Source organism: Alkalihalophilus marmarensis DSM 21297, from assembly GCF_000474275.2.
Lineage (GTDB): Bacteria > Bacillota > Bacilli > Bacillales > Bacillaceae_D > Alkalihalophilus > Alkalihalophilus marmarensis.
The window spans coordinates 91311-117186 of record NZ_ATAE01000037.1 but is presented as its reverse complement, the minus strand read 5'-3'; the positions used below and the strand labels follow the sequence as shown (position 1 = coordinate 117186).

The 25876-nt window shown below is 40.3% G+C and carries 25 protein-coding genes; 15 read left to right on the top strand and 10 right to left on the bottom strand.

Features of this window, described 5'->3' with window-relative positions; translation table 11 throughout:
• The first annotated feature begins 356 nt into the window (after positions 1-356).
• The 7 genes from A33I_RS13815 (at position 357) to A33I_RS13785 (ending at position 8369) form a co-directional block, all read left to right on the top strand.
• A complete protein-coding gene (locus tag A33I_RS13815; protein WP_022628955.1) occupies positions 357-1271 on the top strand; it encodes a carbohydrate ABC transporter permease in 915 nt (304 codons plus the stop codon).
• Positions 1268-2077, top strand: coding sequence for a carbohydrate ABC transporter permease (locus A33I_RS13810; protein ID WP_012960207.1), 810 nt, complete (start codon positions 1268-1270; stop codon positions 2075-2077). The genes A33I_RS13815 and A33I_RS13810 overlap by 4 nt, the downstream gene beginning before the upstream one ends.
• 22 nt (positions 2078-2099) lie before the next feature.
• Positions 2100-3401, top strand: a complete 1302-nt coding sequence (locus A33I_RS13805) for an ABC transporter substrate-binding protein (RefSeq protein ID WP_022628954.1) — start codon at positions 2100-2102, stop codon at positions 3399-3401.
• Between the two features lie 77 nt (positions 3402-3478).
• On the top strand, positions 3479-4147 hold the full coding sequence (locus A33I_RS13800; protein WP_022628953.1) for a phosphate signaling complex PhoU family protein: 669 nt from the start codon (positions 3479-3481) through the stop codon (positions 4145-4147).
• Positions 4144-5742, top strand: coding sequence for a Na/Pi cotransporter family protein (locus A33I_RS13795; RefSeq protein ID WP_022628952.1), 1599 nt, complete (start codon positions 4144-4146; stop codon positions 5740-5742). The genes A33I_RS13800 and A33I_RS13795 overlap by 4 nt, the downstream gene beginning before the upstream one ends.
• A 124-nt stretch (positions 5743-5866) precedes the next feature.
• A complete protein-coding gene (locus tag A33I_RS13790) occupies positions 5867-6661 on the top strand; it encodes an ABC transporter ATP-binding protein (RefSeq protein WP_022628951.1) in 795 nt (264 codons plus the stop codon).
• A 10-nt stretch (positions 6662-6671) separates the two neighbouring features.
• On the top strand, positions 6672-8369 hold the full coding sequence (locus A33I_RS13785) for a putative ABC transporter permease subunit (RefSeq protein WP_022628950.1): 1698 nt from the start codon (positions 6672-6674) through the stop codon (positions 8367-8369).
• Positions 8370-8454: 85 nt separating this feature from the next.
• On the opposite strand, the gene A33I_RS13780 is transcribed toward A33I_RS13785, so the two are convergent.
• Together A33I_RS13780 and A33I_RS13775 are read right to left on the bottom strand one after the other, a co-directional pair.
• Positions 8455-9720 carry an L-lactate MFS transporter gene (locus tag A33I_RS13780; protein ID WP_012960201.1) on the bottom strand — a complete coding sequence of 422 codons (1266 nt, stop codon included), beginning with the start codon at positions 9718-9720 and terminating at the stop codon, positions 8455-8457.
• A 196-nt stretch (positions 9721-9916) separates the two neighbouring features.
• Positions 9917-10531: a restriction endonuclease gene (locus A33I_RS13775; RefSeq protein ID WP_022628949.1), complete on the bottom strand. Its 615-nt coding sequence runs from the start codon at positions 10529-10531 to the stop codon at positions 9917-9919.
• Between the two features lie 116 nt (positions 10532-10647).
• On the opposite strand from A33I_RS13775, the gene A33I_RS13770 reads away from it, so the two are divergent.
• Genes A33I_RS13770 through A33I_RS13760 form a run of 3 tightly spaced genes read left to right on the top strand, consistent with a single transcriptional unit; the run spans position 10648 to position 12983 of the window.
• Positions 10648-11784, top strand: coding sequence for a GAF domain-containing sensor histidine kinase (locus A33I_RS13770; RefSeq protein ID WP_022628948.1), 1137 nt, complete (start codon positions 10648-10650; stop codon positions 11782-11784).
• On the top strand, positions 11781-12431 hold the full coding sequence (locus tag A33I_RS13765; RefSeq protein ID WP_031311659.1) for a response regulator transcription factor: 651 nt from the start codon (positions 11781-11783) through the stop codon (positions 12429-12431). Before A33I_RS13770 ends, A33I_RS13765 begins: the two co-directional genes overlap by 4 nt.
• 12 nt (positions 12432-12443) lie before the next feature.
• Positions 12444-12983 (top strand): GNAT family N-acetyltransferase, encoded by a 540-nt coding sequence (locus A33I_RS13760; RefSeq protein ID WP_022628946.1) that lies wholly within the window; start codon positions 12444-12446, stop codon positions 12981-12983.
• A 147-nt stretch (positions 12984-13130) separates the two neighbouring features.
• Here the strand turns inward: A33I_RS13760 and A33I_RS13755 are convergent, their stop codons facing one another.
• Genes A33I_RS13755 through A33I_RS13745 form a run of 3 tightly spaced genes read right to left on the bottom strand, consistent with a single transcriptional unit; the run spans position 13131 to position 15233 of the window.
• Positions 13131-13484, bottom strand: coding sequence for a VOC family protein (locus A33I_RS13755; RefSeq protein WP_022628945.1), 354 nt, complete (start codon positions 13482-13484; stop codon positions 13131-13133).
• Positions 13481-14512 carry an S-adenosylmethionine:tRNA ribosyltransferase-isomerase gene (locus A33I_RS13750; RefSeq protein WP_022628944.1) on the bottom strand — a complete coding sequence of 344 codons (1032 nt, stop codon included), beginning with the start codon at positions 14510-14512 and terminating at the stop codon, positions 13481-13483. Before A33I_RS13750 ends, A33I_RS13755 begins: the two co-directional genes overlap by 4 nt.
• Positions 14502-15233, bottom strand: coding sequence for an SDR family NAD(P)-dependent oxidoreductase (locus tag A33I_RS13745; RefSeq protein WP_022628943.1), 732 nt, complete (start codon positions 15231-15233; stop codon positions 14502-14504). The genes A33I_RS13750 and A33I_RS13745 overlap by 11 nt, the downstream gene beginning before the upstream one ends.
• A gap of 205 nt (positions 15234-15438) precedes the next feature.
• Here A33I_RS13745 and A33I_RS13740 point away from each other — a divergent pair, with 205 nt between their 5' ends.
• From A33I_RS13740 to A33I_RS13735, 3 genes are all read left to right on the top strand, one after another.
• Positions 15439-16068 (top strand): restriction endonuclease, encoded by a 630-nt coding sequence (locus A33I_RS13740; protein ID WP_022628942.1) that lies wholly within the window; start codon positions 15439-15441, stop codon positions 16066-16068.
• A 62-nt stretch (positions 16069-16130) separates the two neighbouring features.
• The gene (locus A33I_RS21110) at positions 16131-16271 is read left to right on the top strand and encodes a hypothetical protein (RefSeq protein WP_012960194.1); all 141 of its coding nucleotides are present in this window, start codon (positions 16131-16133) and stop codon (positions 16269-16271) included.
• A 69-nt stretch (positions 16272-16340) separates the two neighbouring features.
• Positions 16341-17822, top strand: a complete 1482-nt coding sequence (locus tag A33I_RS13735; protein WP_022628941.1) for a flavin monoamine oxidase family protein — start codon at positions 16341-16343, stop codon at positions 17820-17822.
• 25 nt (positions 17823-17847) lie between these two features.
• Here the strand turns inward: A33I_RS13735 and A33I_RS13730 are convergent, their stop codons facing one another.
• The 5 genes from A33I_RS13730 to abc-f all read right to left on the bottom strand — a co-directional run bounded on the left by A33I_RS13730 (position 17848) and on the right by abc-f (position 23044).
• The gene (locus A33I_RS13730) at positions 17848-18702 is read right to left on the bottom strand and encodes a protein-glutamine gamma-glutamyltransferase (protein WP_022628940.1); all 855 of its coding nucleotides are present in this window, start codon (positions 18700-18702) and stop codon (positions 17848-17850) included.
• A 124-nt stretch (positions 18703-18826) separates the two neighbouring features.
• Positions 18827-19525, bottom strand: coding sequence for a deoxynucleoside kinase (locus A33I_RS13725; RefSeq protein ID WP_201783214.1), 699 nt, complete (start codon positions 19523-19525; stop codon positions 18827-18829).
• Positions 19482-20135 carry a deoxynucleoside kinase gene (locus tag A33I_RS13720; protein ID WP_012960190.1) on the bottom strand — a complete coding sequence of 218 codons (654 nt, stop codon included), beginning with the start codon at positions 20133-20135 and terminating at the stop codon, positions 19482-19484. Before A33I_RS13720 ends, A33I_RS13725 begins: the two co-directional genes overlap by 44 nt.
• A gap of 168 nt (positions 20136-20303) precedes the next feature.
• Positions 20304-20750, bottom strand: coding sequence for a DUF4385 domain-containing protein (locus tag A33I_RS13715; RefSeq protein ID WP_022628939.1), 447 nt, complete (start codon positions 20748-20750; stop codon positions 20304-20306).
• Positions 20751-21490: 740 nt separating this feature from the next.
• Positions 21491-23044: a ribosomal protection-like ABC-F family protein gene (abc-f, locus tag A33I_RS13710; RefSeq protein WP_022628938.1), complete on the bottom strand. Its 1554-nt coding sequence runs from the start codon at positions 23042-23044 to the stop codon at positions 21491-21493.
• A 134-nt stretch (positions 23045-23178) separates the two neighbouring features.
• Here abc-f and A33I_RS13705 point away from each other — a divergent pair, with 134 nt between their 5' ends.
• Together A33I_RS13705 and A33I_RS13700 are read left to right on the top strand one after the other, a co-directional pair.
• Positions 23179-23358, top strand: coding sequence for a CsbD family protein (locus A33I_RS13705; protein ID WP_022628937.1), 180 nt, complete (start codon positions 23179-23181; stop codon positions 23356-23358).
• 183 nt (positions 23359-23541) lie between these two features.
• Positions 23542-25869: a pullulanase gene (locus tag A33I_RS13700; RefSeq protein WP_022628936.1), complete on the top strand. Its 2328-nt coding sequence runs from the start codon at positions 23542-23544 to the stop codon at positions 25867-25869.
• Positions 25870-25876 lie beyond the last annotated feature (7 nt).

Below are 25876 nucleotides of genomic sequence, written 5' to 3'. Positions count from 1 at the left end.
TTCTATTTTTATTATATCTATATGTATAATCGGTTTAAAGTATAAAAATAGGCTGTTGAGAAGACTTTCTCAACAGCCTGGAAACCACATCTACTATAGATGTGGTTTTTTTTATATTGATATAGTAATAAACTCTCATAGACATGAGTTGATGAACATTACATAAGTGTTTGGTATATACAGGATTTCCCAACGGATGCTGTACTAATTCTTTTTTAGCAGGCATAGGATGAATTAGCTTGTATCTGTCCGCTCAGTCTTTTTTATTTTACTTAGATTAAGAGAACCCCCATTATATTAGCTGTTGCTGTCCTTTAAGCAGGTTCTCTTTCTCGATGATAAAAGGGGGCATTCTAATGGGAAAACGCATAGATAAAGAAAGAAATAATTCTGATAAGAAACAATGGAAACTGATCGCTTCCGGTGTGTTGTATTTGCTCCCTGCTCTAATTGTCATTAGTGTTTTTTTATTTTATCCCATGTTAAAGACGCTTTACTTCAGCTTTTTTGTTACCACAGCTGGCGGGGTCACACAAGATTTTGTCGGAGCCGGACATTACTCTAGGCTTCTGCAGTCAGTTGCCTTTCAAACTAGTATGTGGGCAACGTTTAAGTTTGTACTTTATACCGTTCCTACAGGCATCGTCTTTGCTTTGTTTTTAGCAGTGATAGCAAATGAGAAACTTAAAGGAATGGCTTTTTTTCGTGTCATTTTTTCATCGACTTTAGGAGTGTCAGTAGCTGCGGGGGCGACCATTTGGTTGTTTTTATTTCACCCGACACTTGGGGTGCTTAATAATATTTTAGCAGTGTTCGGTATAGACGGGATCAATTGGCTGACTTCATCAGATTGGGCTTTAGTTTCTGTAGCCATAACAACCATTTGGATGAACATAGGCTTTAACTTTATTGTTTTGTTAGGCGGCCTTCAAAATATACCAGAGGAACTTTATGAAAGCAGCCGAATTGATGGTGCGGGGTATTGGCATCAATTATTCAAGATTACTCTTCCTATGTTATCTCCAACATTATTTTTTGTAAGCGTTGTCACGTTAATTAACTCTTTTCAAACGTTCGGTCAAATCGATATTTTGACCGGAGGAGGGCCGTCTAATTCAACAAATCTCATTGTCTATTCGATTTACCGTGAGGCTTTCTATAACGGAAGGTTTGGATATGCTAGTGCACAAGCGATTGTTCTATTCTTGATTATTCTTATCTTTACTGTTCTTCAATTTAAAGTGGGAGAGAGGAAGGTGCACTACCAATGATGAAAAAAATCATTCTCTACATCTTATTAATTGCTTCAGCATTGGCTATTTTCTTTCCCATCCTCTATGCATTCTCAGCAAGTCTCATGTCTACTCGAGAGATTTTCAGCGGAGCTCTCATCCCTGCATCACCTAGCGTAGAAAGTTACGGGCAAGCGTTTAATAGAGTCCCGTTGCTCCAGTTCCTTACTAATAGTTTCATTGTTTCATTTGTTGTTATGATTGGTCAGTTAATTGTCTGTAGTCTGGCAGCGTATGCGTTTGTCTTCATTCCTTTTAAGGGAAGAGGAATTATCTTTGCACTTTTTATTTCAACGATGCTTATTCCTTGGGAAGCGACAGTCATCCCTAATTACTTTACGATCCTCAATTTAGGGTGGGTTAACACGTATCAAGGATTAACTGTGCCATTTTTTGCACTAGCTTTTGGAATCTTCTTGTTAAGACAGCATTTCTTAACGATTCCTAAGGAGATCTTTGAATCCGCTCAAATGGATGGGTGTTCAAGATTTCGTTTCTATTGGAACTTTGTTCTGCCTCTTTCTAAATCTACATTAAGTGCGCTTGGGATATATGGTTTCTTAACGACGTGGAATATGTATCTCTGGCCGCTTTTAGTGACGAGTAATAATGATGTCAGAACGGTTCAAATTGGACTGAAAATGATGATTGCTCAAGAATCATCGACATCTTGGAATATGGTAATGGCAGCAGTAGTGATGATTTTGCTGCCGACTCTGCTGCTTTTATTCTTTGGCCTAAAACATATTCGTAAAGGGTTAATGGCTGGAGCTATAAAGGGATAAATATAAAAAAGGGGAGAAGATAATGAAGAGTCGGAAAGTCTGGCTAGGTGTGGTCGTCTGTTTAATGTTGTTTGTCGTGGCGGCTTGCGGCGGAAATGATTCTGCAACAGAAGATGGCAAGAAAAAGATTACGTTTTGGCATGCAATGGGGGGAGGCCCTGGGCAGGCGATTGATGAAATGGTTGCAGATTTTAATGCTCAATCAGACACTGTTGAAGTAGAAGCCGTTTATCAGGGCAGCTATGAGGAGCTCCTAAATCAGTTGCGAGCAGTTGGCGGCTCAACTGAGGCCCCTTCTTTAGTGCAAGTGTACGAAGTGGGAACTAAATACATGAGTGACAGCGGTTTTATCACTCCAATGCAAGAATTTGTTGATGCAGACGGTTTTGATGTGAGCCAGCTTGAAGAAAATATTTTAGGCTATTATGAGTTAGATGGTGATCTGTATTCGATGCCGTTTAATACATCAAATGCCATTATGTTTTACAACAAGGATATGTTTAAAGAAGCGGGGCTTGACCCAGAAAATCCTCCTCGTACCTTTGAAGAGGTGAAGGAAGCCGCTCAAACATTAACTGATCAAACAGATGCTAACGGTTTTGCTATTCTTATTTATGGCTGGTTCTTTGAGCAGTTATTAGCGAATCAAGGGGCTCATTATCTTGATCAAGACAACGGTCGCGGCGGAGAGCCTGCCGAAGCTTTGATTAATGGTGAGGCAGGGCAAAATATTTTTAATTGGTTAAACGAGATGGATGAAGCAGGAACGCTTGGCAACTTCGGTCGTCAGTGGGATGATATTCGCGCTGCATTCCGTGCAGGCCAGGTTGCAATGTATCTTGATTCCACAGCGGCAACTCGTGATAATGTCAATGATTCTCCCTTCGAAGTCGGTACAGCTTTCTTACCGCATGTAGACGGAGAAGAAGCAAACGGTGTGATTGTCGGAGGTGGATCTTTGTGGATTACAAACCAAGTATCGGATGAGGAACAGCAAGCTGCATGGGAGTTTGTAAAGTATACAGCTGATCCTGAAGTGCAAGCAAAATGGGCTGCGGCAACAGGGTACTTCCCGATTACGCCCGCAGCTTATGAGGTAGAGGAGCTGGCTGCTGTATATGAAGAATTTCCTCAATTTACAACAGCTGTAGAGCAGCTGCAAAACACTCAGCTGACGCCTGCAACTCAAGGGGCATTGATGAATGTTTTCCCTGAGGCCAGAAATATTATCGAAAATGCGATTGAAGAGCTCTATCAGCAAAATGATCCTGATGCATCGCTGAATAAAGCAAAAGAGTTAATTGATGAAGCATTAAATCATTAATTAAAACAATGAAAAGTCTTACTCATACGCATAGTGAGTAAGACTTTTCTATACAAGTATAAGAAGGGGGGATACGGATGCTGACACGGACCAACTTTCTTGACAGAGAAATAAATGAATTGAAAGAACGGCTTCTTTTAATGGTCGAATTAAGCTACCAGATGCTGCAGCTTAGCTCAGAATCGATAGAGAAAGACTCAACCTTTGATAAGGAAAGTATTTTGCAAGCAGAAAAAGATATGAATGCCATTAATAAAATGATCCAAAAAAAGGTACTTGAGCTCTTATCCTATGAACAGCTCGCCATCAAACAAGTGAAGGGGCTTTTCTTATTTTCAAAGATGGCTAAAGATTTAGAGCGTGTTGGTGATCATGTCATTAATATCATTGTTGTGGCGCCAATTGACTCAGTACCTCATCTTGTCATACAATCTTTTTCTCAGTTTATGAAGAATATTGGTCAAATGCTTGAGTCTCTTAAAGAGGGGATTAAAGAGGAAGATTGTTCACGCTTAAAAGCTATTTATGAAAAAGAAGACGAGGTCGTTAATCGTTTGAATAAAAAGTCCTTTAAACGGATTACTGATTCTCTTAGACTAGAGCAGCTTCCTGCAGACAGCGGGGGCAAGTTGATTTTAATGAGTCGATTCTTTGAAAGGATGGCCGATCATGTTTCCAATGCAGCGAGAGATTACAGACAGTATTTACTAGACTGCCACTCCTCAATAAGCAGGAATTCTCCATGATGATTACACAGAGCCTTCTAAGCTTCATAGGAGGGCTTGGCATCTTTTTATATGGAATGAATCGACTAAGTAAAGGATTACAAAAAGCAGCTATTAATAAACTGCGTCATCAAATGGGCGTACTCGTTAAAAATAGATTACAGGCATTAATTGTTGGTCTCTTTTTTACTTTTTTCTTACAAAGCAGCACGGTGATGTCCATTATTGCAGTCGGACTAGTGAGTCACTCGATCATCACGTTTGTGCAAGCACTAGGTGTGATATTAGGTTCTGCAATTGGAACGACACTCACTGTGCAAGTGCTTGCTTTCAATATTAGTCAGCTTTCCCCGGTATTTATCTTTCTCGGTGTTATTTTCCTTGTGTTTATCTCTACGGATCGTGTGAAACCAGCGGGTGAAGTTCTTCTCGGTCTAGGGTTAGTGTTATTCGGAATTTCTTACCTGTCACAAGCAGTCTCACCTTTAGCAAATGATCCTTTTATAACAGAATGGATGCTGCGTCTAACGAGTCAACCAATCTGGCTTTTTCTTTTGAGTGTAGGGGTAACCGCAGCCCTTCATAGCAGCGTGGCAATGATTATTATTGGGATTTCCTTTTATTCAGCAGGCGCGATGGGTTATGAAGAAGTCATTTGGCTTGTGCTTGGAGCAAATGTAGGATCAACTGTACCTGTCTTAATTGCTAGCTTCTCTGTTTCACGGGAAGGAAAAAGGGTTGCCTTTGCCTATTTAGTTATGAAGCTGTCAATTGTCGTTGTGGTTGGAATGATGTTATTGATATTCCCTGTGATTAGTATGTTTATCCCTGGTGAAGCAGAACGACAGATTGCTAACTTTCATACTGCTTTTAATATCTTTTTAGCGCTATGCTGGCTCCCATTTTTAGCTCTTTTGGCTAAATTAATGACTAGGTTTCTCCCTCCATCTGAACCAAGGCAGGTTGTTCATATAAGTGAGCAATATTTAGCAATCCCGGATGAAGCCCTTATTCAGACTGAGAAAGAAGTACTCAAGCTCTCGCGTTATATTCAAACGGAAATAATTGCTCCCATTCCGGCAATTATAGACGGGAACATAGACCATCATGTGATCGTACGCAAAGAAGAATATATAGATCAAGCTTATTTAATTATTCAACAGTATCTTTTAAAGCTTGCCCAGCAAGATTTGTCAAAGGAACAATCAGACCAAGAGGTAAAGCTCCTATATATGTTAAATGACCTAGAGCAGATAGGTGCTATTGTCCTCCAAATTTCAGCTAATATTGAAAAACTGCGAAATCAGCATTTTGAGTTAGTGGCAGAAGATGCCGAGAGATTAAAAGAGTTTATCCCAACTATTGAAGATATTTTGCAGCATGCAATCACAGCTTGTGAAGAAAAAAATAATAAGCAAGTTCGAAAAGTCATTAGAGAACAAGGCGCACTTAGTGAGAAAGAAAGAGATTTTAGATTTGATCATTTCAATACGCTGCTTCAGCAGAATGAATACAACCCGGCAATAAGCGCTATTTATCTTGATTTAGTCAATCAGCTTATGCGCTTGCAGCATGCCTCTATGAATATATCGAGAACGGTGCTAGGTATTATCTAAGCCTGAATTTAATGACAAATTATGTTAGGATGATAAGGTGAATTCATCTCTGTGATGATTCACCTTATCTTTTTTTAATCTAGGCTATACATATCAGATGATAGATAAGTAAGGGGGGAGCAGCTTGAATGAAGTAAGGATCAAGCTTAATCAACTATCAAAAGAGTACGGAGAAAATCATGCCGTTAAACCATTTGATTTAGAAGTGAAAAAGGGGGAACTTTTTTGCTTTCTAGGGCCCAATGGATCGGGGAAAACGACAACGATTAAGATGATGACAGGATTGCTAGAGCCAACAAACGGAACGGTTCATATTTCCGGGGTGAACATGTGGAAGGAAGCACTTGAGGCTAAAAAAAAGATTGCCTACGTACCTGATCAGCCAAAACTCTATCCTAAACTGACGGGGAATGAGTTTTTGCAGTTTACAGCGAGTGTGTTTCGATTGAAGGAAGAAGAGTTTGAAGAAAGAGCCGAACGGTATGTCCGCATGTTTCAGCTTGAACATAGGTTAGATGAGCTCATTGAAACCTATTCGCATGGGATGAAACAAAAGCTTAGTCTGTGTGCAGCGCTTCTGCACGAACCGAAAGTGTTATTTCTTGATGAGCCCACTGTGGGACTAGATCCAAAAGGAGCTCGTACGATGAAAAATCTGCTTCAAGAATTATGTAGAGGCGGCATGACGGTATTTATGTCCACTCACATTTTAGAAATTGCTGAGCAGATGTGTGACCGGGTTGCTATTATTAAAAATGGGGATCTATTAACAGTTGGAACAGTAGATGAATTACGTCAGGAAAAAGGCAGTGAGGATTCATCGCTTGAAGATCTTTTCTTGGAGCTGACTGGAGATCGTGAAACACAATCATATGTGCAAGAAATGGAAGATTATCCATCAAAAGGGATTAGGGAATAGAGGTGAGGGTATGACGTGGAATCTAATTCGCTGGTTTTGGAGGATGAATCTTAATAGCTTTAAAGAATCTTCCGATAAAGCCAAAACGACGCTTATCATTTCTGGTGTTGCAATAGGATTTGCGGTTCTCTTTTTTAGCGGTATCGTATTTTCTGTAGCAAGGACGCTTCCGGGAGAATTACTAAGTGATATCCTTTCTCTTAGTTTTCTATCTCTTTTTGCTTTCTTAATTTTATTTGCTGTACCACAAGTGTTTACCAAATTGTACGGCGATGATGACTTAACCTTGTTGTTCACTTTGCCATTAAAATCAACTCATATTTACTGGGCAAAGTTCACGCAGGTATTTCTTGGAATACCAGGGCTGATTTTAGCAGCTTCACTCGTCTTACTTACCATGTTTGGTCTAGGTGCGGGGGCCAATATATTTTATTACCCATTTGCTTATTTTACAGCCATTTTGGTTGTATTAATGGGGCTTGGGATTGCTTATTTACTTAATTTACTTCTTATTCAAATGATCCCTGCCCATAGAGCGAAAGAATTGATGACTGTAATTACTGCTTTTGCAGGGATTCTAGGCTATGTGGCCTTTCAAATCCCTACAATGATGTCTCGAGGGGGCGGGGGGGAGTCTTCTATGCTTATCCCAGAGCTTCCTCAATGGCTGCCATTGTATTGGGCTGGAGAAAGCGTCAGTCATCTTTTACTCGGTGACGTAACGGGAGAAACCATTTTGTTTAGTGGATTGCTCGCAGGTTTGACGTTCGCTGTCTTGTATCTATCTTCTATGCTGGTGGATAAAGGATTTCGTACAGGCTGGATTCAGATGAATGAAAGCAGATCAAACCGAAAGAAAAAGAAGGCATCCTCTGCTGTATTTAAAGTAAGGACTCCAATCATTGAGGTTGGATTAAAAGAATGGCGGACGATCAAGAGGGATATGAGAGAATGGACGATGCTGATTCCTATGACATTTTTTATGTTCTTTCCTATCTTCTCGATTATGATTCGAGACGGCAATATGGAGTTTCTTCAAACAGTTCCCGCCCTTTCTTGGATCAGTCTTCAAGCTATTGCTCTAGGGTTGTTTTCCTTTATGACGTCGACATTCACTTCTGGCTCTGTTGCAAGAGAAGGAAGTTCAATTGACCTGCTGCGGGTGCTGCCCTTAAAGGGAATTGAGGTTGCTGTTGGGAAACTGTGGATTCATTGGCTGATTCTATTCGGATTTATCGGAATACTGCAGATCATTTGTGCTATTATATTCGGATGGTCACCTTTTCATACGGTAGCTGGTTGGTTGTTAATTGGATTAACCGGTCTAGGCTCAAGCGCTATCGGATTATATTTTGGTGCCATTGGGGCGAAGTTTAATCATAAAAACCCTCAAAATCGCTTAGAAACAGGAACCTCGTTCATTTTATTATTTGTCGCAATGGGGTATGTGCTCATACAAGTAATTCCATTTGGCTTAACATTACTGCCTGCCAGTGAGCTAGTTTTTTTGCTGGGGGATGAATCAAGTGGTTTTTTTATGATGATTGTTCAATGGATAATCGGGTTAAAATCGAGTATGCCAATCATAGTGACGTTAGTCGGCTTGGCACTAAACCTGTTCATTACCGCTATAACGGTATGGGGAGCTTTAACCTTCACAGCCAAGGAGATTGACCGGGGAATCACTATTAATTTTGTAAAAGAATAATGGAAAAAGGTCCTGCGATAAGCATCAGCTTATGCGCAAGACCTTTTTTGGACTGACCAGTCAGTCTATTTTGCTGCTTGCAAGGTTAAGAAACGACTTGTTCCTGTCTTTGTTTTGTTTCTTGTTCACTCTTTTTAATATCTAGCTTCATCATAATAGACACAAGCAGCGCAAGCAGAATCAAGGCTGAGAAGACATAGAAAACGGGAATATAGCTGTCTGTACGTTCTCTAATTTGGGATACGATCATTGGACCCAATATCCCGCCAAGTGACCATGTTGTTAATAAGTAGCCGTGAATGGCCCCTAACTGCTTTGTTCCAAATAAATCTCCTACAAAGGCTGGGAGATTGGAGAAACCGCCGCCATAACAGCTGACAACAAGCAGTATAAGAAGCTGGAAGATGATAACATTAGTAATCATCGGTAATGTTAGAAAGGCAATCGTTTGGATTACAAAGAATATGAGAAAGACGTTTGAGCGTCCAATATAATCTGAAATGGCTGCCCAGCCAAGACGGCCGCCCCCATTAAAGATACCCATGATCCCAACCAATGTAGCAGCTGCAGCGGCAGATAAGCCTACAACCTCTTGAGCCATTGGAGAAGCAACAGAGATCATCATAATTCCGGCTGTTGTATTGATCAACATCATTGTCCAAAGCATCCAAAAGCGTTTCGTTTTGACAGCCTCGTTTGAAGTCAGCTGCTGAAGATCTTTTTTGATTACTTTTTTTCCAGAAGCGATATTACGTTTCATCGAAGCCGGCATCCAACCTTCTTTTGGCGGGGCAATATAGGAAGCACCCACAAGCATTAAGGCGAAATAACAGGCACCGAGTACGTAAAATGTAGCGGAGATGCCAATGGTGCTCATCAAATTAGCAGCGATGGGTGCTGTAATAAGTGCGCCGCTCCCAAATCCGAGAACTGCCATGCCTGTTGCGAGTCCTCGTCTGTCAGGAAACCACTTTACAAGAGTAGATACAGGTGAAATATATCCGATACCAAGACCTAATCCACTGGCTAGTCCATATGTTAACAGGAAAAGCGGCAAGGACCCGAGCGCAATGGCAACACCTGAACCAGCTTGTCCTAAACCGAAAAGGACAGCAGCAACAATGGCAGATTTTCTAGGTCCGCTGCGTTCAACAAATTTTCCGAAGAAAGCTGCAGAAGTACCAGCGAGCGCCATCATAATCGTAAAGGCAATCGTAATCTCTGTTGGCGACCAGCCCATTTGCTCACTTATAGGATACGTGTAGACACTGTAAGCATAAGCTCCGCCAATGGATAGGTGGATAGCGATGGCAGATAAAGCAATTAACCACCTGTTTTTCGTTGTATTCATCTTTCTCTCCTCCTTCTCTTTCTAAAGCTATGAAAACCCTTTCATATATAACAGGGTATAATCTCTAGATATAAAAATCAATAAATTATGAAAATTTTGTTACTTTTTATTTTTTATATTAGTGTACAAATAGACATCTTTCTTCTGTTTTTACACGCAAAAAAACCTGTAGAGCACGTACTCTACAGGAGGGGGGTTAATCAAGCCAAGCAGATCGAACCCTGTCAATGAAGCGATGGTTTTTTCGTTTTTTCATAAAGACCTGGATCATGGCATCTAACGTATTATGATCCATTAAGATGATTTTATTTGCGGTAGCGTATTGTCCAGCTTCTTTTGTAAAGAGGTGATTCGTCACAACTATCACTTGGTTTGCTTTATATTGTTCCTTAACGTAATTTATATCTCGCAGCGTTTTAGCCTGAACTTCATTTTGACTTAGCTTAGCATGTACAATCGCCTTTATGCCGCGCTTTCGTACAATGAGATGAACGCCATGTTCATTTGAGTGCTTTACTTTTGTGACTGAGTACCCTTGCTTTTGAAAGAGAGGCTTTAGGAATAAAGTGAATTGATGATGAGTCATCCCATCAATTTCACGGGCAGAGGATAATCGCTGTTCTGCGATCTTAAGCTGCTTCCATCCGTACCAAGATAGCGGAATGGATCCTAATAATCCTAAAACGATAAAAAATACGGTTACGTTATATTGAAAAAGCTGAACCATATAAAATGTAATGACAAATAAGAGAGTAGGCAAAAAAGGGTATCGTTTCTTTTTACCCATCATGGTTGTTTTCTTTTCTTGCACGAGGCAACATCCTTTCTATACAAATCATTCTTACTATTCCACTAAAAATCAATAATATGTAAATAATTCCTGAAAAGTGATGTCCACGTTATAATAAAGAGAAGGGAGTTGGTCAGGTGAATGTCGTTCACACGTTAAAAGTCATTGCTCAAACCTTAAATATGGGGGAAGACCTTTCTACTATGCTTCAACCTGTTTTAGAGAAGCTGTTAGAAGTAACTAATCATGATACAGGATGGATCTTTTTAATTGAAGACCATCGTCATCAATTGGTTGCTCATCATGGGCTTCCAAGCGGGCTCGAACATCGCTCAAAACTCATGTGTGAGGGTGGCTGCTGGTGTAAAGATAAATGTATGAACGGACAGTTGAAAAAAGCAGCGAATATTATGGAATGCAGAAGGATTGAAAGAGCTAGGGAACTAGGCAGACCAACCAATGGCTTAACTCATCATGCAACGGTCCCCATTTTTGCGGGGGATAGGACATATGGCTTAATTAATATTGCTTCTGTTGATAAAAACCACTTTTCTAACGAGGAATTAGAGGTATTAGAAACAGTAGCTCTTCAAATTGGTGCTGCTATTTATAGACTGAAACAGGAAGAAAAAAAACAAGAACTTGCGAGAATGGATGAAAGAAATAGATTAGCTCGCGACTTACACGATTCTGTTAATCAATTACTTTTTTCTGTCTCACTTACTGCTAAAGGGATAAAAGACAAGGGTAAGGATACGAATGTAAATGAAGCCATAGATTTAATTGGAGAGGTATCCAGTGAGGCTCTTCTCAAGTTAAAGCAGATCATTTGGCAGACGAGTACGGAAGAACTAGAAGATGGGATGGTTGCTGCCATCCATCGTTATGCAGCACTGATTGGAATAAAAGTAAATGTAAAAGGAGATGGGAACGTTCAATTACCATCTAAGGTGGAGCGCAATGTGTGGAGAATCATTCAAGAATCAATAAATAATTGCAGCAAGCATTCAGGAGAAAAAAGCGTCGACCTGCATTTTGATCGGGATGGATTTAATTGGAAGATTAGTATTAAAGATTTTGGATGCGGTTTTTCACCACAAGATCATTCAATCTTTAGTGGGGACGGCTTTCTCAACATGCGAACAAGAGCACACGAGATAGGTGCAACCTTTAACATGAAGAGTGCTCCTGATCAGGGAACTGTGATTTCCATTTCTATTCCTCTAGCCCCTATCGAACAAAACATCTTTCGAACAAAAAAGGAGAGAGAATGATGATTAAAGTGATTATCGTAGACGATCATCAAATGGTCAGACGAGGCTTGCGTTTTTTTCTAGCTACACAAAGTGACCTGGAAATAGTAGGAGAAGCAGCAAACGGTGAGGAGGCTGTAAAGCTTGTTCAAACCGTAAAACCGGATGTGGTTCTTATGGATATTGTCATGCCTGTGATGGGCGGAATAGAAGCTACAAAACAGTTAATAAAGGCAAACCCCGAATTAAAGATTTTAGTTTTAACGAGCTTCTCGGATCAAGATTATGTGATTCCCGCGCTGAAAGCTGGTGCAAGCGGCTATCAGTTAAAGGACATTGACCCAGAAGAATTAGCAGAAACGATCCGTGCTCTTCATGCAGGTGAGAGTAAAGTGCACAGTAAAGTGATGAAGTATGTGCTGACTAGAATTTCACATAAGGAAGACGAGGAGGAAGCTAAAGTAAAAAGACTGACCAAGCGTGAAAAAGAAGTGCTCATAGAATTAGCAAAAGGACGAAGTAATAAGGAATTGGCGGATGTTCTACATATCACAGAGAAAACAGTTAAAACACATATTTCAAATATCCTCTCAAAATTAGAGCTGTCAGATCGTACACAGGCTGCTTTATTTGCAATGAGGATGGGGCTTACTACTAAAGATGGTTAAGGAGGAAAGCCAATGTTTCCAATATTAGAGACAGAAAGGTTGGTACTAAGAGAAATATCAAAGAATGATGCAGAGGGGATATTTGCTTGTTTTTCAAATAAACATGTAACACGGTATTATGGACAAGATACTTTGAAAAATATAGAACAAGCAGAAACTCTTGTTGAATTTTTTGCAAATAGTTACAAAGAAAAAAGAGGTATACGTTGGGGGATTGAATTAAAAGGAACACAAGGAACAATAGGTACTATTGGATTTAATGCTTGGTCTCCTAAACATAAGAGAGCAGAGATAGGTTATGAGATACATCCTGACCATTGGAGAAAGGGATACACCTCTGAGGCTGTATCTAAAGTTATTGATTACGGATTTGGTGATCTCGGTTTAACTAGAATAGGTGCTGTTGTTTTTATAGAAAATGAAGCCTCTAATAAGTTATTAACCAAAATGGGATTTCTGAAAGAAGGCGTCCTGAGAGATTATATGTACCAAAATGGTGTGGCATATGATGTTAATGTGTATTCTTTGCTGAAGAAAGATCATATAACGTAGTGGTTTTTGATGATACTAAAACAGTAAGAAGGCAATCGATGTTAACGATTGCCTAAGTCACTGATTATCACTTGGGGGAAGAAGGATTTAGGAATCTTATCCCGACCTTGAAGTGATTATCTGTACCAAAAAATCATATGCTTACCTTTAGATAAGCGGCTCTTCTACCCATTCTACATACAGCTCCTCATTTAGCTCAAGGAAAATAGATGTCCAGCCATTTTCAAATTGATAGGGTCCTTCGATCTTTTTTTCGTCCTTGCTGCTTATGTGATTAAAAATGTGGTCAATCGAATCTACCTGCCATGCAATATGACAGCTTAATTGTTCTTTGGCAGGGTGATAAATAAGCTCTAATACAAACTCATTCAGCTGGAAAAATCGGATTGTCTCCTCACCAAAAGTGGTCTCAAAAAGAAACCGAGCTTGATAAGTAGATTGGACGTATTCTGTACTTTTATCAAGATCAACGACATCAATTCCAAGATGATGCAGCTTCATGCATAGGTCTGCTTCCAAATGAGATTCAAATCACCAAACTCATGCCATAGATACTGTTCGTTTATGGCTGCTTGGTAGGCCTCAATCAACTTTTTTTCTTGAACAAAGGCGCATAACATATCAAGGTGGCTCGCTTCAGGCTCATGAAATCCTGTAATCAGGCCGTCTACAACTTTTAAGGTCGTATCTTTGTCAATATATACATTGGTGAGCCCTTCTTGTGGCTGCAATCCAGCTTTGGGGTCATGTGCACTTTCTAGCGCCCGCACCACAGTGGTTCCAACTGCCACCACACGATGTCCTCCCTTTTTTGTTTTGTATATATGTTCAACGGTATCAGCTCCCACTGAAAACCACTCAAAGTGTCTTAAAGGATCAGGCCAGCGGTTGTTCTCGTAATAGCTTAGGCCGGTGTGAAGGCACACATAGGAGATCTGAACTCCTTTATCCTTTAATTGTTTAAGCATTTTATGAGAAAATGCACGCCCCGCTGAATTCATCTCCACAGAGCCAGGCTGATGGCTATAGACTGTTTGATAATGTGATAGCTGCCACGGAGTATCGATATATTCGTAGGTGATTGGCTGACCATGATTGTAAAAAAAGTGCATTAATCCTTCCCCTCCAATAGAAAATTCAATAAGAGTCAACTCAGGAGCCATACCTGGACCGACGATAGATGCCGAGATTCCATCATCAAAATAGAGAGTAGTGGATTCGTTTAAACGTTTCTCTAAGATTAAAACCTCCCATACCTGTTCATCTATCTTTCTTGAAAGTCTGATCTCTCCCCCATCTACTGTCCGAAGTGAGCTTGGAATGGTACGGCTAGTGTTTAAGATAAGAAGATCATTAGGCTGAAGAAGGTCTATAATATCTTCAAATGTGTGATGATCCCACGCCCCGCTGTCTCCGTGTAAAGTCAATAACCTTACATCGCTGCGTTGATTTCTTGTAACTTCTGCAGGCGTAGTGGCATGCAGGTAAGGTGGTAGTTTAAATGAATGGATCGTACTATTAATCATCATGAGGTCCCTCCTCGATAAGGTCTTGTGCTTCGAATCTTTTCCCATTCAAGCTCATCGTTTCATCTAATACGACTGATTGTAGTGCTCGTGCAATTTGTGCGGGGGATGAGAGAGAGTAATTACAATCTGGTACCGCAATTTTATGCATAATCGTATCCATTTCTCCTGGATCGACCAGCACCATTTGGACTCCTGTATCTTTCAACTCATCCGCCCAGACAGCAGCTAATCCTTCTAGGGCATATTTTGAGACACTGTAGGCTCCCCATTCTGCATAGCCAGTAATACCAACTTCAGAAGTGATTGAGATGATGGTTCCTCTTTGTCTAGCAAGCATGCCGGGTAATACTCTCTTTGTCATATAAAAAGGGTTCGTAATATTTGAGAGGATGACGTCTTCAAATGCCTCATCAGGGTAATCTGCTAAGTATGTTGGGCCAGGGCCGAATACAGAGGCATTATTGATTAGAACGTCAATCTTGCCGAAGGTATTTTCAGTTATAGAAACAAAGCGCTCTACATCTTTTTTATTACTTACATCAGCGACGGCCGCAACGACTTTTGCACCACGTCTGTGAATCTCATTTTCTACTTGCTTCAGCTCTTCCTCATTTCGTGCGCAAATCGCTAATTTATGGTCTTTACCAGCAAGGTGAAGAGCTAATGCTTTTCCTAATCCTTTTGATGCTCCAGTGATCATAATTACTTTTTGTTGCTGCATGATCCTACCAGCTCCTTTGTTTTAGTTACTTTCAGTTTACGAATTACGCGGTCCGCGGTCCTCGGTGAAGATACGGATCTTTTTTGCATAATCTGGTTGAGCCGTCTCTACGACTTTTGATGTAGTGCGATGAAAAACATATGTTTGCATGCAGGGGGAGAATCCCGTATGATGAGGGCATGTGAATAGAAAGGTGTGAAGACGGTTGATTGATTCGTTTTCAATTAGTTCTTCGTTAGTGATCTGGATAGCAGGGGCTCTTGTAGTCCTTTTATTAATAGGCTGGATTAAATGGATAGTTGGGCGAAGAAGAAAATTTGATTTAGCTAAAATTACAATGCGTGATATCGATAAAATGGATGGACATGAATTTGAGGATTATCTCTATGTGCTGATCTCAGCTCTTGAGTATGAGCAGGTTTATCAGACCAAGAAAAGCCGAGATTACGGGGCTGATCTATTATATGAGCAGCAAGACGGGACGAAGTGTGTCGTTCAAGCAAAGCGATATCGCGAGAAATTAGGGTTATCCGCGGTGCAGGAAGTATATGCAGCAAAAGCCTTTTACGGGGCAGAGCGTGCTTTAATTATTACAACAGCAGATAAACTCTCAGATTCCTGCTTGAAACTTGCCGCAGCAACGGACGTTCACATTGTCGATCGCTTGGACTTAGATGCAGTTATTAAAGCCTTTAAAAAAGGAAGATACGCGGAGGCGTGGGAAGTGTTAGACGTTTCTTTGGAACCGGTCGCCTATAGTTCAACAAACAGCTTAGAGAAGCCTCCTGAGGTTAGGGGTGCTATTCAGGCGGGGGAATACTTTTATAAGCAGTAAGGTCACTAGTCATAAGACAATCACGTGGCATCATAAACTGCCCAAAAGAGGAGCGTGCCGTGATGCTAAAAGGAATTGATCTTCAAATGGTTGCGTTTGTTGGAGCTTCATTACTGCTTGAGTATGTTCCATTTTTCCATATTCCGAAATTGTATTATTTTACTTCAAAAACAGATAAAGAAGATGATGACCGGGCAGCGTAAAAGTTGTCCGGTTTTTATGGTGGAGCTAGAAGGCTGGGTTGCTTGAGATGATCAAGGAGGATTGGGAAAATGCGAAGAATAGATCCGTTACCTTCTTATACCGAAAAATCGGAGGAATATCTTAAAATAATTGAAGAGGGGCTGCCCGATATCGGAGCACCTCAAAAAGATATATTAATTTTGGGAGCTGGAATGGCTGGACTTGTAACTGGCTATCTCTTAAAGCAGGCAGGCCACAAAGTGACGATTATTGAGGGAAATGACCGAATTGGTGGAAGAGTTCATACGATCCGAGAACCGTTCTCTGAAGGAAACTATTTTGAAGCGGGTGCAATGCGTATCCCGAGTCATCATGTCTTAACACTTTCCTGGATCAACAAATGGAGCCTATCTATAACCCCTTTTATCACAAGCACACCGAATGATCTTTTATATGTTAATGGAAAATTGGTTAGAAGATATCAATACGAAGAAGATCCCGCCATTTTGAAGTTCCCGCTTTTAGAAGATGAAAAAGGTAAGACAGCCGAACAATTATTACAAGAAGCTGTATCTAGCTTTGTTGACCTTTACAGAAATGCAAACGAGCAGCAAAGAGAGCTGCTAAGACGAAATTTTGATCAGTATTCAATGACTACTTTTTTGCGGAATAATCCAATCGGAAGAACGTTATCAACTCATGCTATCCATAAGATACAGACCCTTTTGGGGATCGAAGGATTTCCTTCCTTATCCTTTTTAGATACCCTCTTAAACATTGTTAATACGATCTTTATGGAAGATGTGTCGTTTTATGAGATCGAAGGGGGAAATGACCGGCTTCCTTATTCCTTTTATCCTTATTTAGAAGAGGATATTTATTTAAATTATGTAGTGAAAAAAATAATCCAACATGATAAAGGAGTAGAAGTAATTACAGAAGGACCTCAATCTATTAGTAGTTTTCAAGCAGATTATGTCATTACAACGATTCCCTTTTCTGTATTTCAATTTATTGAAGTAGAGCCCTACCATTCTATAAAATTTGAAAAGTGGAAAGCGATACGGACGCTGCCGTATGTTTCCTCTGTGAAGGTAGGGTTAGAATTTGATAAGAAATTTTGGGAGGAAGATGGGATGCTAGGGGGGAAGCTGATTACGGATTTGCCGACTCAGTTTATGTATTATCCAAGCCTAGGGATCGGTAAGCCAGGTCCCGGGGTCTTATTAGGAAGCTACAGCTGGGGTGAGAATGCCAGGTTATGGGAGTCGATGTCTGATGAGGAGCGAGTGGAATATGCGTTGACTTTTATTTCAAGAATCCATGGCCAAAAAGCAGAACAAACCTTTCTAGCAGGAACCTCATATAATTGGGGACAAAATCGTTTTTCAGGCGGGTGCTTCTCCTTATATGGACCTTATCAAGCCACAACATATCCAGAGATCATAACAATGCCGGAACAGCGGATTCATTTTGCAGGAGAGCATACTTCTTTCATGCATGCCTGGATTGAGGGTGCAGTTGAGTCAGGCATAAGAGCAGCCTTGGAGGTCCATCAACTGACTGAATGATGTGCTTGAAAAAGAAGCACCCACCTTATGGGGTCGGCCCGTTAAGGTGGGTGTTGTTGAGGTAATAGACGTATCGGTCAAAGGAGATGGAACATTCATTATGTTCAATAACAGGATACTTTACTTTTTCTGGTCGTTGTGAGCGCATTTGAGCCACACTTGCTAAATAAGCGAATCCAGGTCTTGTCACCATATTTGTTAAATAGGCAGGCTGCGTGGCCCAAGGCGCTCTGGATTCATTTAAACTTGCAATCATCTGGTCGGCTCTCATAATCCCCATGCCATGGCCATAATAGGTTCCGTCTTCAAGTAAAACCGCATTAACTCCTCGCCATTCCGGGGTTTGGGGATGATATTGAGGGTTGTTAAAATACACAACATCCCCTGGGACAAATTGAGCAGAAAATCCGGTTTGAAGGGCAAGGTCAGGGTCAAAATTCCAGCTGTACAAGTAAAGATCAGGAAATAATTGATCAAATTTAGATGGACCGATGATATTCAAGACCGCGTGGTAATAAACAATAACCATTGCTGTTGCACATTCAAACCCATACATATGACTATTACGGTAAATATCATCAATCGCAACAGAAGGTCTGACTCCAGGTCTTAATTGAAAACCCCCGTATCTTGTTGTATACCAATACATCGGATTGCTGCGAGAGGTCTCAAATACTTCAAAAGCGGCATTACTTTGATTAAGCATTCGAGAACTTCGTATGATGCTTCTCCGCAATTCCACTTCAAATTGCTGTTCATTCATTGAACGATAGGAAAAAGTAGCAGAAGAATTCATCATCTGATCCACAATACTTCGCTCTAAACTCCCGGCAGGCCAGCTTGTGCTTGAGTGAAAAGGGACTCCTGATATTTCAATCATTCTATACCTCGCTAGTTATGACATGTTGCCCTATCATATTCAGCTTTGAGGGTAATTATGAGTTGACGAGCTATGTTGGATAGAAATAAAAAATCCCCCTTAGAGAACTAAGGAGGGATGTATGTTAAAGCTGAGCAGCTGTCTGATTGCTTTCAATAACGTCTCCGATTTTAGCAATAATCGGCTCAATATCATTCTCGTTACGAAGCAGGTCGTAATCAGATATATTTAGGCGCAGGACAGGACAGGAAGTAAACGAGTCAATCCATGTTTCATAACGCTTATGCATTTCTTCCCAGTAAGAGACTGGTGTTTGCTGCTCCATTTCACGTCCTCGTTTTTGAATGCGGTCAATAATATCATCAAGACTTCCTTCAAGATAAATGAGAACATGTGGGTGAGGGAAGAATGGGGTCATAACCATCGCATCAAACAAGCTTGTATACGTTTCGTAATCTACAGGGTTCATCGTTCCTTTATCTGCATGCATTTTCGCAAATATACCTGTATCTTCATAAATCGAACGGTCTTGTACAAATCCGCCGCCTTGTTCAAACATACGCTTTTGTTCTTTAAAGCGTTCGGCTAAAAAATAGATCTGCAAATGAAAGCTCCAACGCTCAAAGTCTGCGTAAAATTTATCTAAATATGGATTATGGTCTACATTTTCAAAAGAGGTTTGAAAACCAAGCGCTTTTGCAATGGACTTGGTCATCGTGGATTTCCCAACGCCAACTGTACCGGCAATTGTGATAATAGCATCTTTTGGGATATTGTATTTATCTCGTAGATTCAAGGCAAAAAGCTCCTTCTTTTCTAGCATCATCAATCAGGGTGAAGATTTTTTGCAAATCTTGTTCATGTTGAACAAAATCCAGCTCATCTCCATTGATGCGGATTATTGGTATATCAGGGTATTCGACGGCCCATTTAGCCATGGCCGTTTCGTAATCTTCTCTAAGCTGACGCAAGTATGCAGGATCCATTTTCAGTTCCATTTCACGGCCACGCATCTCTATTCGTTTTAACAATGTCGGCAGGCTTGCATCAAGGTAGATAATAAAGTTCGGCTTAGGCATATCTTGGGTCATAATATCATAGATTGCGGTGTACTTTTCATATTGGTCGCTTCTCAATGTACGCTGGGCAAAAATAATATTTTTATAAATATGGTAGTCCGCAACGACAGGAACATTGGAGGCTAGAAATTTCCGCTGTATATCTTCAAGCTGTTTATAGCGATTGCAGAGAAAAAACATCTCTGTTTGAAAACTCCATTCCTCTATGTTTTCATAAAACTTGCTTAGAAATGGGTTCTCGTGGACAATTTCTTTTAGTAAATGATATTGATAATGAAGCGATATCGCTTTAGCCAGAGATGTTTTTCCCACTCCAATCGGTCCTTCAACTGCAATAAAAGGTGTATGGCTCATAGGTGGACATGCCTCCTTTTTAGTAAGGTTCGCTATATATTTTTTGATAGTCAGGCAACTTATTTTTTTCAGACAAGCGTTATTGTACCACATGTTTGACGCACTTTGGGGATTAAACAAACGTTTAATTAATAGAAGTGTTCGCATAGGGAGGAATTAAAAAAAGAATCACCCGAAATTTTTCTGGTGATCCTTCTTTTTCTCAAGATACTTTTTATCTGTTCGAATGATTTTCCATTTTTCTTCAAAGATTCGTGCCGACTCTGCTTTTTCCTCATCTATCTGCCGCTTTTTCACATAACCGTCTTCATCGTACTTTTTCCCGCCTTTATAATTTGCATAGCGTCTGGCTCTCGTATAACCCATTTGAATGAATTTACGAGCCATATCCATGCCGATGAAATCGTCATTTTCTTTGTAGTATTGGAAGAGTTGATAGATTTTCTCAGATGATTCGCGTGCAATTTCTGGTGTTTTAAAACGCCAATGAGGAAGAATTTCACTTTTATAAGGTTCCACGAGAAGAACGCCTTGCTCCCCGCGTCCGACTCGATACTTTTCAGGGTTTTCACGGAAATTGATGTTGTCAAAGTCTTGCTCATAATCAAAGCTCATATGATCACTCCTCTAATGCCATCATTCCCCGGTACGAATGAATGAAACAAGAAGCTTGAATGGTGTAAGGCAGCCGCCGCTGAACTATACTCCGCTTTCCGTGGGGAGCTAGTGAGCTTCTTCGGGCTAAGCCTTTTGGGATCTTACTCCTGCTCTAGGCAATGGAACTAAAAAGCTGGGAAATATGGGATGCAGTGTATACCGCCGCTCCTGAACGATACTTCGCTTTCCGTGTGGAGCTGGTGAGCTTCCTCGGGCTAAAGCCCTGTGGGATCTCACCCCTGCTCTAGTCCACACAGGAGTCTACGTATCGTTCATCCGCTGGGTTATTGCTTTATGTAATTAATTAGAGGAGTGATATATTAATGAGTTAGTTCAAATTACAACTTCGAGTCTTCGTTTGCTTAAATCACTTAACAACGAACAACTACGATGAGGGAGCATTATATAACATCCTTCCTCTGTTGATTGGAGCGGAAGGTGCGAGACTCCAGCGGGATGTGCGTGACCAGGGAGACCCCACAGGGCGAAAACCCGAGGAGGCTCCCGGACCGCCCGCGGAAAGCGAGCACCTGCAGCGGAGATCAACAAATACGATAGGGATGTATTTCATTTTGAGAAAGTTCGGCTAAGTCATTGCTTATTGAAAGGTTATCCTTCAAAAAAAGAAACAGCGCGTATCTGCAGAACAGATGCGCGCTGTTTCTCATCTATAAATTACTTTTGTCACGAATTCTTATTTATACTAATTTCGTCGTCCAGCTTTCGCAGTTCCACACGTCTGTTACGAGGTCTTCATAAAATTCTGGTTCGTGCGAGATCAGAAGAATACTGCCTTTGTATGCCTTTAAGGCACGTTTGAGTTCAGCTTTAGCTTCTACATCTAAGTGGTTTGTCGGCTCATCGAGAATAAGGATATTTGATTCACGATTAATCAATTTACAAAGGCGGACCTTTGCTTTTTCTCCACCGCTTAATACAATCATTTTACTTTCAATATGCTTTGTCGTCAGGCCGCATTTAGCAAGAGCTGCACGGACTTCTGCTTGTCCAAGTGAAGGGAACTCCTGCCATATCTCTTCAATACACGTGTTAGAGGAGTCTTTTGCTTCTTGTTCAAAATAGCCGATTTCTTGATAATCTCCGCGTTCAACTGATCCAGAGAGAGGCTTATTAATACCTAACAGGCTCTTAAGCAGGGTCGTCTTACCAATACCGTTTGCCCCAACTAAAGCAATTTTTTGACCGCGTTCCATACGTAAGTCAAGAGGACGAGATAACGGCTCATCATACCCAATCACAAGGTCTTTTGTTTCAAAAATAAGCTTGCTTGTTGTACGTGCTTCTTTAAAATTGAATTCAGGCTTTGGCTTCTCCTTAGCTAATTCAATGACATCCATTTTATCTAGCTTCTTTTGACGAGACATAGCCATATTTCGTGTAGATACACGTGCTTTGTTTCTTGCTACGAAATCTTTTAGCTGTGAGATCTCTTGCTGCTGGCGTTTATAAGCGGCCTCTAATTGCTGCATTTTCATTTCATGTACTTCAAGAAAATGATCATAATCGCCGACATAACGATTCAACTCTTGATTTTCCATATGATAAATTAAATTAATTACACTATTTAAGAACGGAATATCATGCGAAATCAAAATAAAGGCATTTTCATATTCCTGCAGGTAACGCTTTAACCACTCGATATGTTGTTCATCTAAATAGTTGGTCGGCTCATCAAGCAAGAGGATATCTGGCTTTTCAAGCAACAGCTTAGCAAGAAGAACTTTAGTACGCTGACCGCCGCTTAGATCTTCAACATCCTTCTCAAGACCAACATCATCAAGACCAAGGCCGCGAGCAATTTCTTCTACTTTGGCATCAATAACATAGAAATCGTTGTTTGTGAGAGTATCTTGAATCACACCGACATCCTCTAAAAGCTTTTCTAACTCTTCTGGAGTTACGTCCCCCATTTTGTCATACATCGCATTCATTTCAGCTTCTAGGTCAAATAAATATTTGAATGCACTCTTAAGAACATCACGCATTGTCATGCCTCGCTCAAGTACGGTATGCTGATCTAGGTAACCGACACGAACTTTTTTTGACCATTCTACTTTTCCTTCATCAGGCATTAACTTACCTGTAATAATGTTCATAAATGTAGACTTACCTTCGCCGTTTGCGCCAATTAAGCCGATATGCTCGCCTTTTAATAAGCGGAAGGAAACGTCATGAAAAATAGCACGGTCACCAAAACCGTGGCTTAAGTTTTTAACGGTTAATATACTCATGGACTAACACCTTTCCTTTTAAACAATCTCCAATACTACTGTAGCCATCTTACCATATTCATTCCTATAAAGTGATGTTTATTCTTCCCTAAATGAGGTTATATATCTTTAACAAACAAAGGAGGAATAAAACGATGGCAAACAATAATGATGGACTTTCAGATAAGGTTAAAGGCGGAGTGAACAAAACAAAAGGTGAAGTGAAGGATCAAGTGGGAAATGCAACAAACAATAGCAAAATGCAGCGAGAAGGCAAGAAAGAAAAAACAAAGGGGAATGTTCAAAAAGAGATCGGGAAAGTTAAAGATCTATAAGTTCACCTTATAAAACCGCATATTTCAACATAAAATGAGTAGCATATAAGGGTTCGTTTCTTATATGCTTTTTTGTTCTCATTTGATTTTAATAAGGCATTCTTATATCAAGTACACATGTTCATTATCAGTGCATATGTTGGTAATAAGCACATTTTAATTGGGGAGAGTTGGTGATCATTGATGAATACACCACCAATAGGATTTTATCTGCATTCAGGAGTAGTAGCAGGAGAGACGACTATTCATGTAAAAGGGATTGGTATCGATCAACTAAGTGATAATGATCTCAAAGAAAATATCCATATTAAAAGCCATACCGGCGAGGATATTCCAATAGATGAAGTAAGAAAAATTGAAGACGATCTAATTGAACTAAGCGGTGTATTTTCAATTGAACACATACCATTTACAGTGACATATAAAGAACAAGCCATACAGCTCCGTCTTCATTGGACGTTAATGGATACCTATTTTAAATATGAGGGACAATTAGGAGCCGCTTTGCATGAAAATGGAAATGCCACTTTAAAGCTATGGTCTCCATTAGCCGACTCTATTAGTGTAATTGTTTATGATAAAGAAGATCAGTTCAATATCATAGCTGATGAAATCATCATGACCAAAGAAGATCAAGGTGTATGGAAGGTGACACTTACCCATGAAAATACGGGCGTAAGTAACTTAGAAGGCTATTATTATCACTATGTTATTGAAGTGAATGGTCAGAAGAAACTAGGGCTTGACCCATATGCAAAATCAATGGCAGCATGGGATTTCAGAGGAGGTTATTTAGTGGGGAAAGCGGCCATTATTAATCCTTCAACCATAGGTCCAGAGCTGGATTTTGCAGCGATCGAACAATATGAAAAAAGAGAAGATGCAGTCATTTATGAGGTACATGTAAGAGACTTCACTTCTGATCCAATGATTGAAAATGATTTAGAGTCACCTTTTGGGACATACACTGCTTTCATTGATAAACTTGATTATATTAAAACACTCGGGGTCACTCATATTCAGCTTTTGCCCATCATGAGCTGTTATAAAGTGAATGAAAATGATAATAAAACACGCGAACTGGATTTTTCATCTGAGGGAAATAATTATAATTGGGGCTATGATCCGCATGGGTACTTCTCGCCATCAGGCATGTACTCAGCTCAACCTGAAATCGCTAGGCGTCGAATTGAAGAATTGAAGCTTTTAATAGAGGCGGTCCACCTTAAAGGAATGGGCGTCATATTAGATGTTGTCTATAACCATACAGCTCTCGTTGAAATCCTAGAAACCTTAGTTCCTCATTATTATCATTTTATGGACATAGATGGGACTGCAAGAACGAGCTTTGGCGGAGGACGGTTAGGTACCACACATTTTATGGCACGAAAGCTTTTGTTAGATTCAATTACCTATTGGGTGGAAGAATTTAAAATAGACGGCTTTCGTTTTGATATGATGGGAGACCATGATAGTGAAACAATCCAACTAGCATATAATCAGGCTAAAGCTCTCAATCCCAACATCTTAATGATAGGAGAAGGCTGGAGGACGTTTGTAGGCGATGAGGGAATGCCTGTCCGTGCAGCTGATCAAGATTGGATGCAATATACCGACAGTGTGGGTGTGTTTTCTGATGAATTTAGAAATGAATTAAAGTCTGGCTATGGAAGTGAAGGACAGCCAAGATTTTTAACGAATGGCGCAAGAAACATACGTCAAATATTTGATAATATTAAAGCCCAGCCACATAATTTCATCGCTACTTCACCTGGTGATGTCGTGCCTTATATTGAGGCACATGATAATTTAACCCTTCACGATGTCATTGCTCAGTCGATCATGAAAGATCCAGAGTACCATCAAGAAGAAATTCATAAACGAATCAGAATAGGAAATGCGCTCGTGTTGTTAAGTCAGGGAACAGCTTTTATCCATGCCGGCCAAGAGTATGGCAGGACAAAGCAGTTTTTAGCGAACACAGGGCACGCGCCTTATAAATCAACGTTTATGGTAAATGAGCAAGGGGAACCGTTTAGATATCCTCATTTTATTCATGATTCATACAACTCTTCTGATCGAATAAATATGTTTGACTGGTCAAAGGCTACGGATCCAAACCAGTTTCCTGTTCATACAGCAACAAGAAGATTTACAGCGGGATTAATTCATTTGAGACGGTCTACGAATGCGTTCAGGCTAGGAACAAAGGAGCTCATAGATCAGCATGTACACCTGATAGAAGCGCCTGAAATTCAAGAATTTGACTTAATCTTAGCCTACAGAAATGCAGCTACTGACGGGACGGGCAGCTATTATGTATTTGTCAATGCCAGTTTGCATGGGCGAATGCTGACGTTATCTGAAGACATCACCCAAGGGATTGTCATAGCAGATGCCGCTAATGCAGGCACTGAAAAGATTGAGAACCCAACTGGCTTTACATTAACCGCTAAAAGCATAACGATCGATCCTTTGACAGTCGTTGTTATAAAAAAAGAAGAAAGTTGATAAGAAG

Excerpts from the sequence above, each read along its gene's own strand:
- A33I_RS13815 (WP_022628955.1), top strand. The coding sequence starts at position 357 with ATGGGAAAACGCATAGATAAAGAAAGAAATAATTCTGATAAGAAACAA.
- A33I_RS13785 (WP_022628950.1), top strand. The coding sequence starts at position 6,672 with ATGACGTGGAATCTAATTCGCTGGTTTTGGAGGATGAATCTTAATAGC.
- A33I_RS13795 (WP_022628952.1), top strand. The coding sequence starts at position 4,144 with ATGATGATTACACAGAGCCTTCTAAGCTTCATAGGAGGGCTTGGCATC.
- A33I_RS13715 (WP_022628939.1), bottom strand. The coding sequence starts at position 20,750 with ATGAGCTTTGATTATGAGCAAGACTTTGACAACATCAATTTCCGTGAA.
- A33I_RS13725 (WP_201783214.1), bottom strand. The coding sequence starts at position 19,525 with ATGCTAGAAAAGAAGGAGCTTTTTGCCTTGAATCTACGAGATAAATAC.
- abc-f (WP_022628938.1), bottom strand. The coding sequence starts at position 23,044 with ATGAGTATATTAACCGTTAAAAACTTAAGCCACGGTTTTGGTGACCGT.
- A33I_RS21110 (WP_012960194.1), top strand. The coding sequence starts at position 16,131 with ATGCTAAAAGGAATTGATCTTCAAATGGTTGCGTTTGTTGGAGCTTCA.
- A33I_RS13810 (WP_012960207.1), top strand. The coding sequence starts at position 1,268 with ATGATGAAAAAAATCATTCTCTACATCTTATTAATTGCTTCAGCATTG.
- A33I_RS13780 (WP_012960201.1), bottom strand. The coding sequence starts at position 9,720 with ATGAATACAACGAAAAACAGGTGGTTAATTGCTTTATCTGCCATCGCT.
- A33I_RS13765 (WP_031311659.1), top strand. The coding sequence starts at position 11,781 with ATGATGATTAAAGTGATTATCGTAGACGATCATCAAATGGTCAGACGA.
- A33I_RS13755 (WP_022628945.1), bottom strand. The coding sequence starts at position 13,484 with ATGAAGCTGCATCATCTTGGAATTGATGTCGTTGATCTTGATAAAAGT.
- A33I_RS13720 (WP_012960190.1), bottom strand. The coding sequence starts at position 20,135 with ATGAGCCATACACCTTTTATTGCAGTTGAAGGACCGATTGGAGTGGGA.
- A33I_RS13700 (WP_022628936.1), top strand. The coding sequence starts at position 23,542 with ATGAATACACCACCAATAGGATTTTATCTGCATTCAGGAGTAGTAGCA.
- A33I_RS13750 (WP_022628944.1), bottom strand. The coding sequence starts at position 14,512 with ATGATGATTAATAGTACGATCCATTCATTTAAACTACCACCTTACCTG.
- A33I_RS13730 (WP_022628940.1), bottom strand. The coding sequence starts at position 18,702 with ATGATTGAAATATCAGGAGTCCCTTTTCACTCAAGCACAAGCTGGCCT.
- A33I_RS13735 (WP_022628941.1), top strand. The coding sequence starts at position 16,341 with ATGCGAAGAATAGATCCGTTACCTTCTTATACCGAAAAATCGGAGGAA.
- A33I_RS13800 (WP_022628953.1), top strand. The coding sequence starts at position 3,479 with ATGCTGACACGGACCAACTTTCTTGACAGAGAAATAAATGAATTGAAA.
- A33I_RS13745 (WP_022628943.1), bottom strand. The coding sequence starts at position 15,233 with ATGCAGCAACAAAAAGTAATTATGATCACTGGAGCATCAAAAGGATTA.
- A33I_RS13805 (WP_022628954.1), top strand. The coding sequence starts at position 2,100 with ATGAAGAGTCGGAAAGTCTGGCTAGGTGTGGTCGTCTGTTTAATGTTG.
- A33I_RS13705 (WP_022628937.1), top strand. The coding sequence starts at position 23,179 with ATGGCAAACAATAATGATGGACTTTCAGATAAGGTTAAAGGCGGAGTG.
- A33I_RS13760 (WP_022628946.1), top strand. The coding sequence starts at position 12,444 with ATGTTTCCAATATTAGAGACAGAAAGGTTGGTACTAAGAGAAATATCA.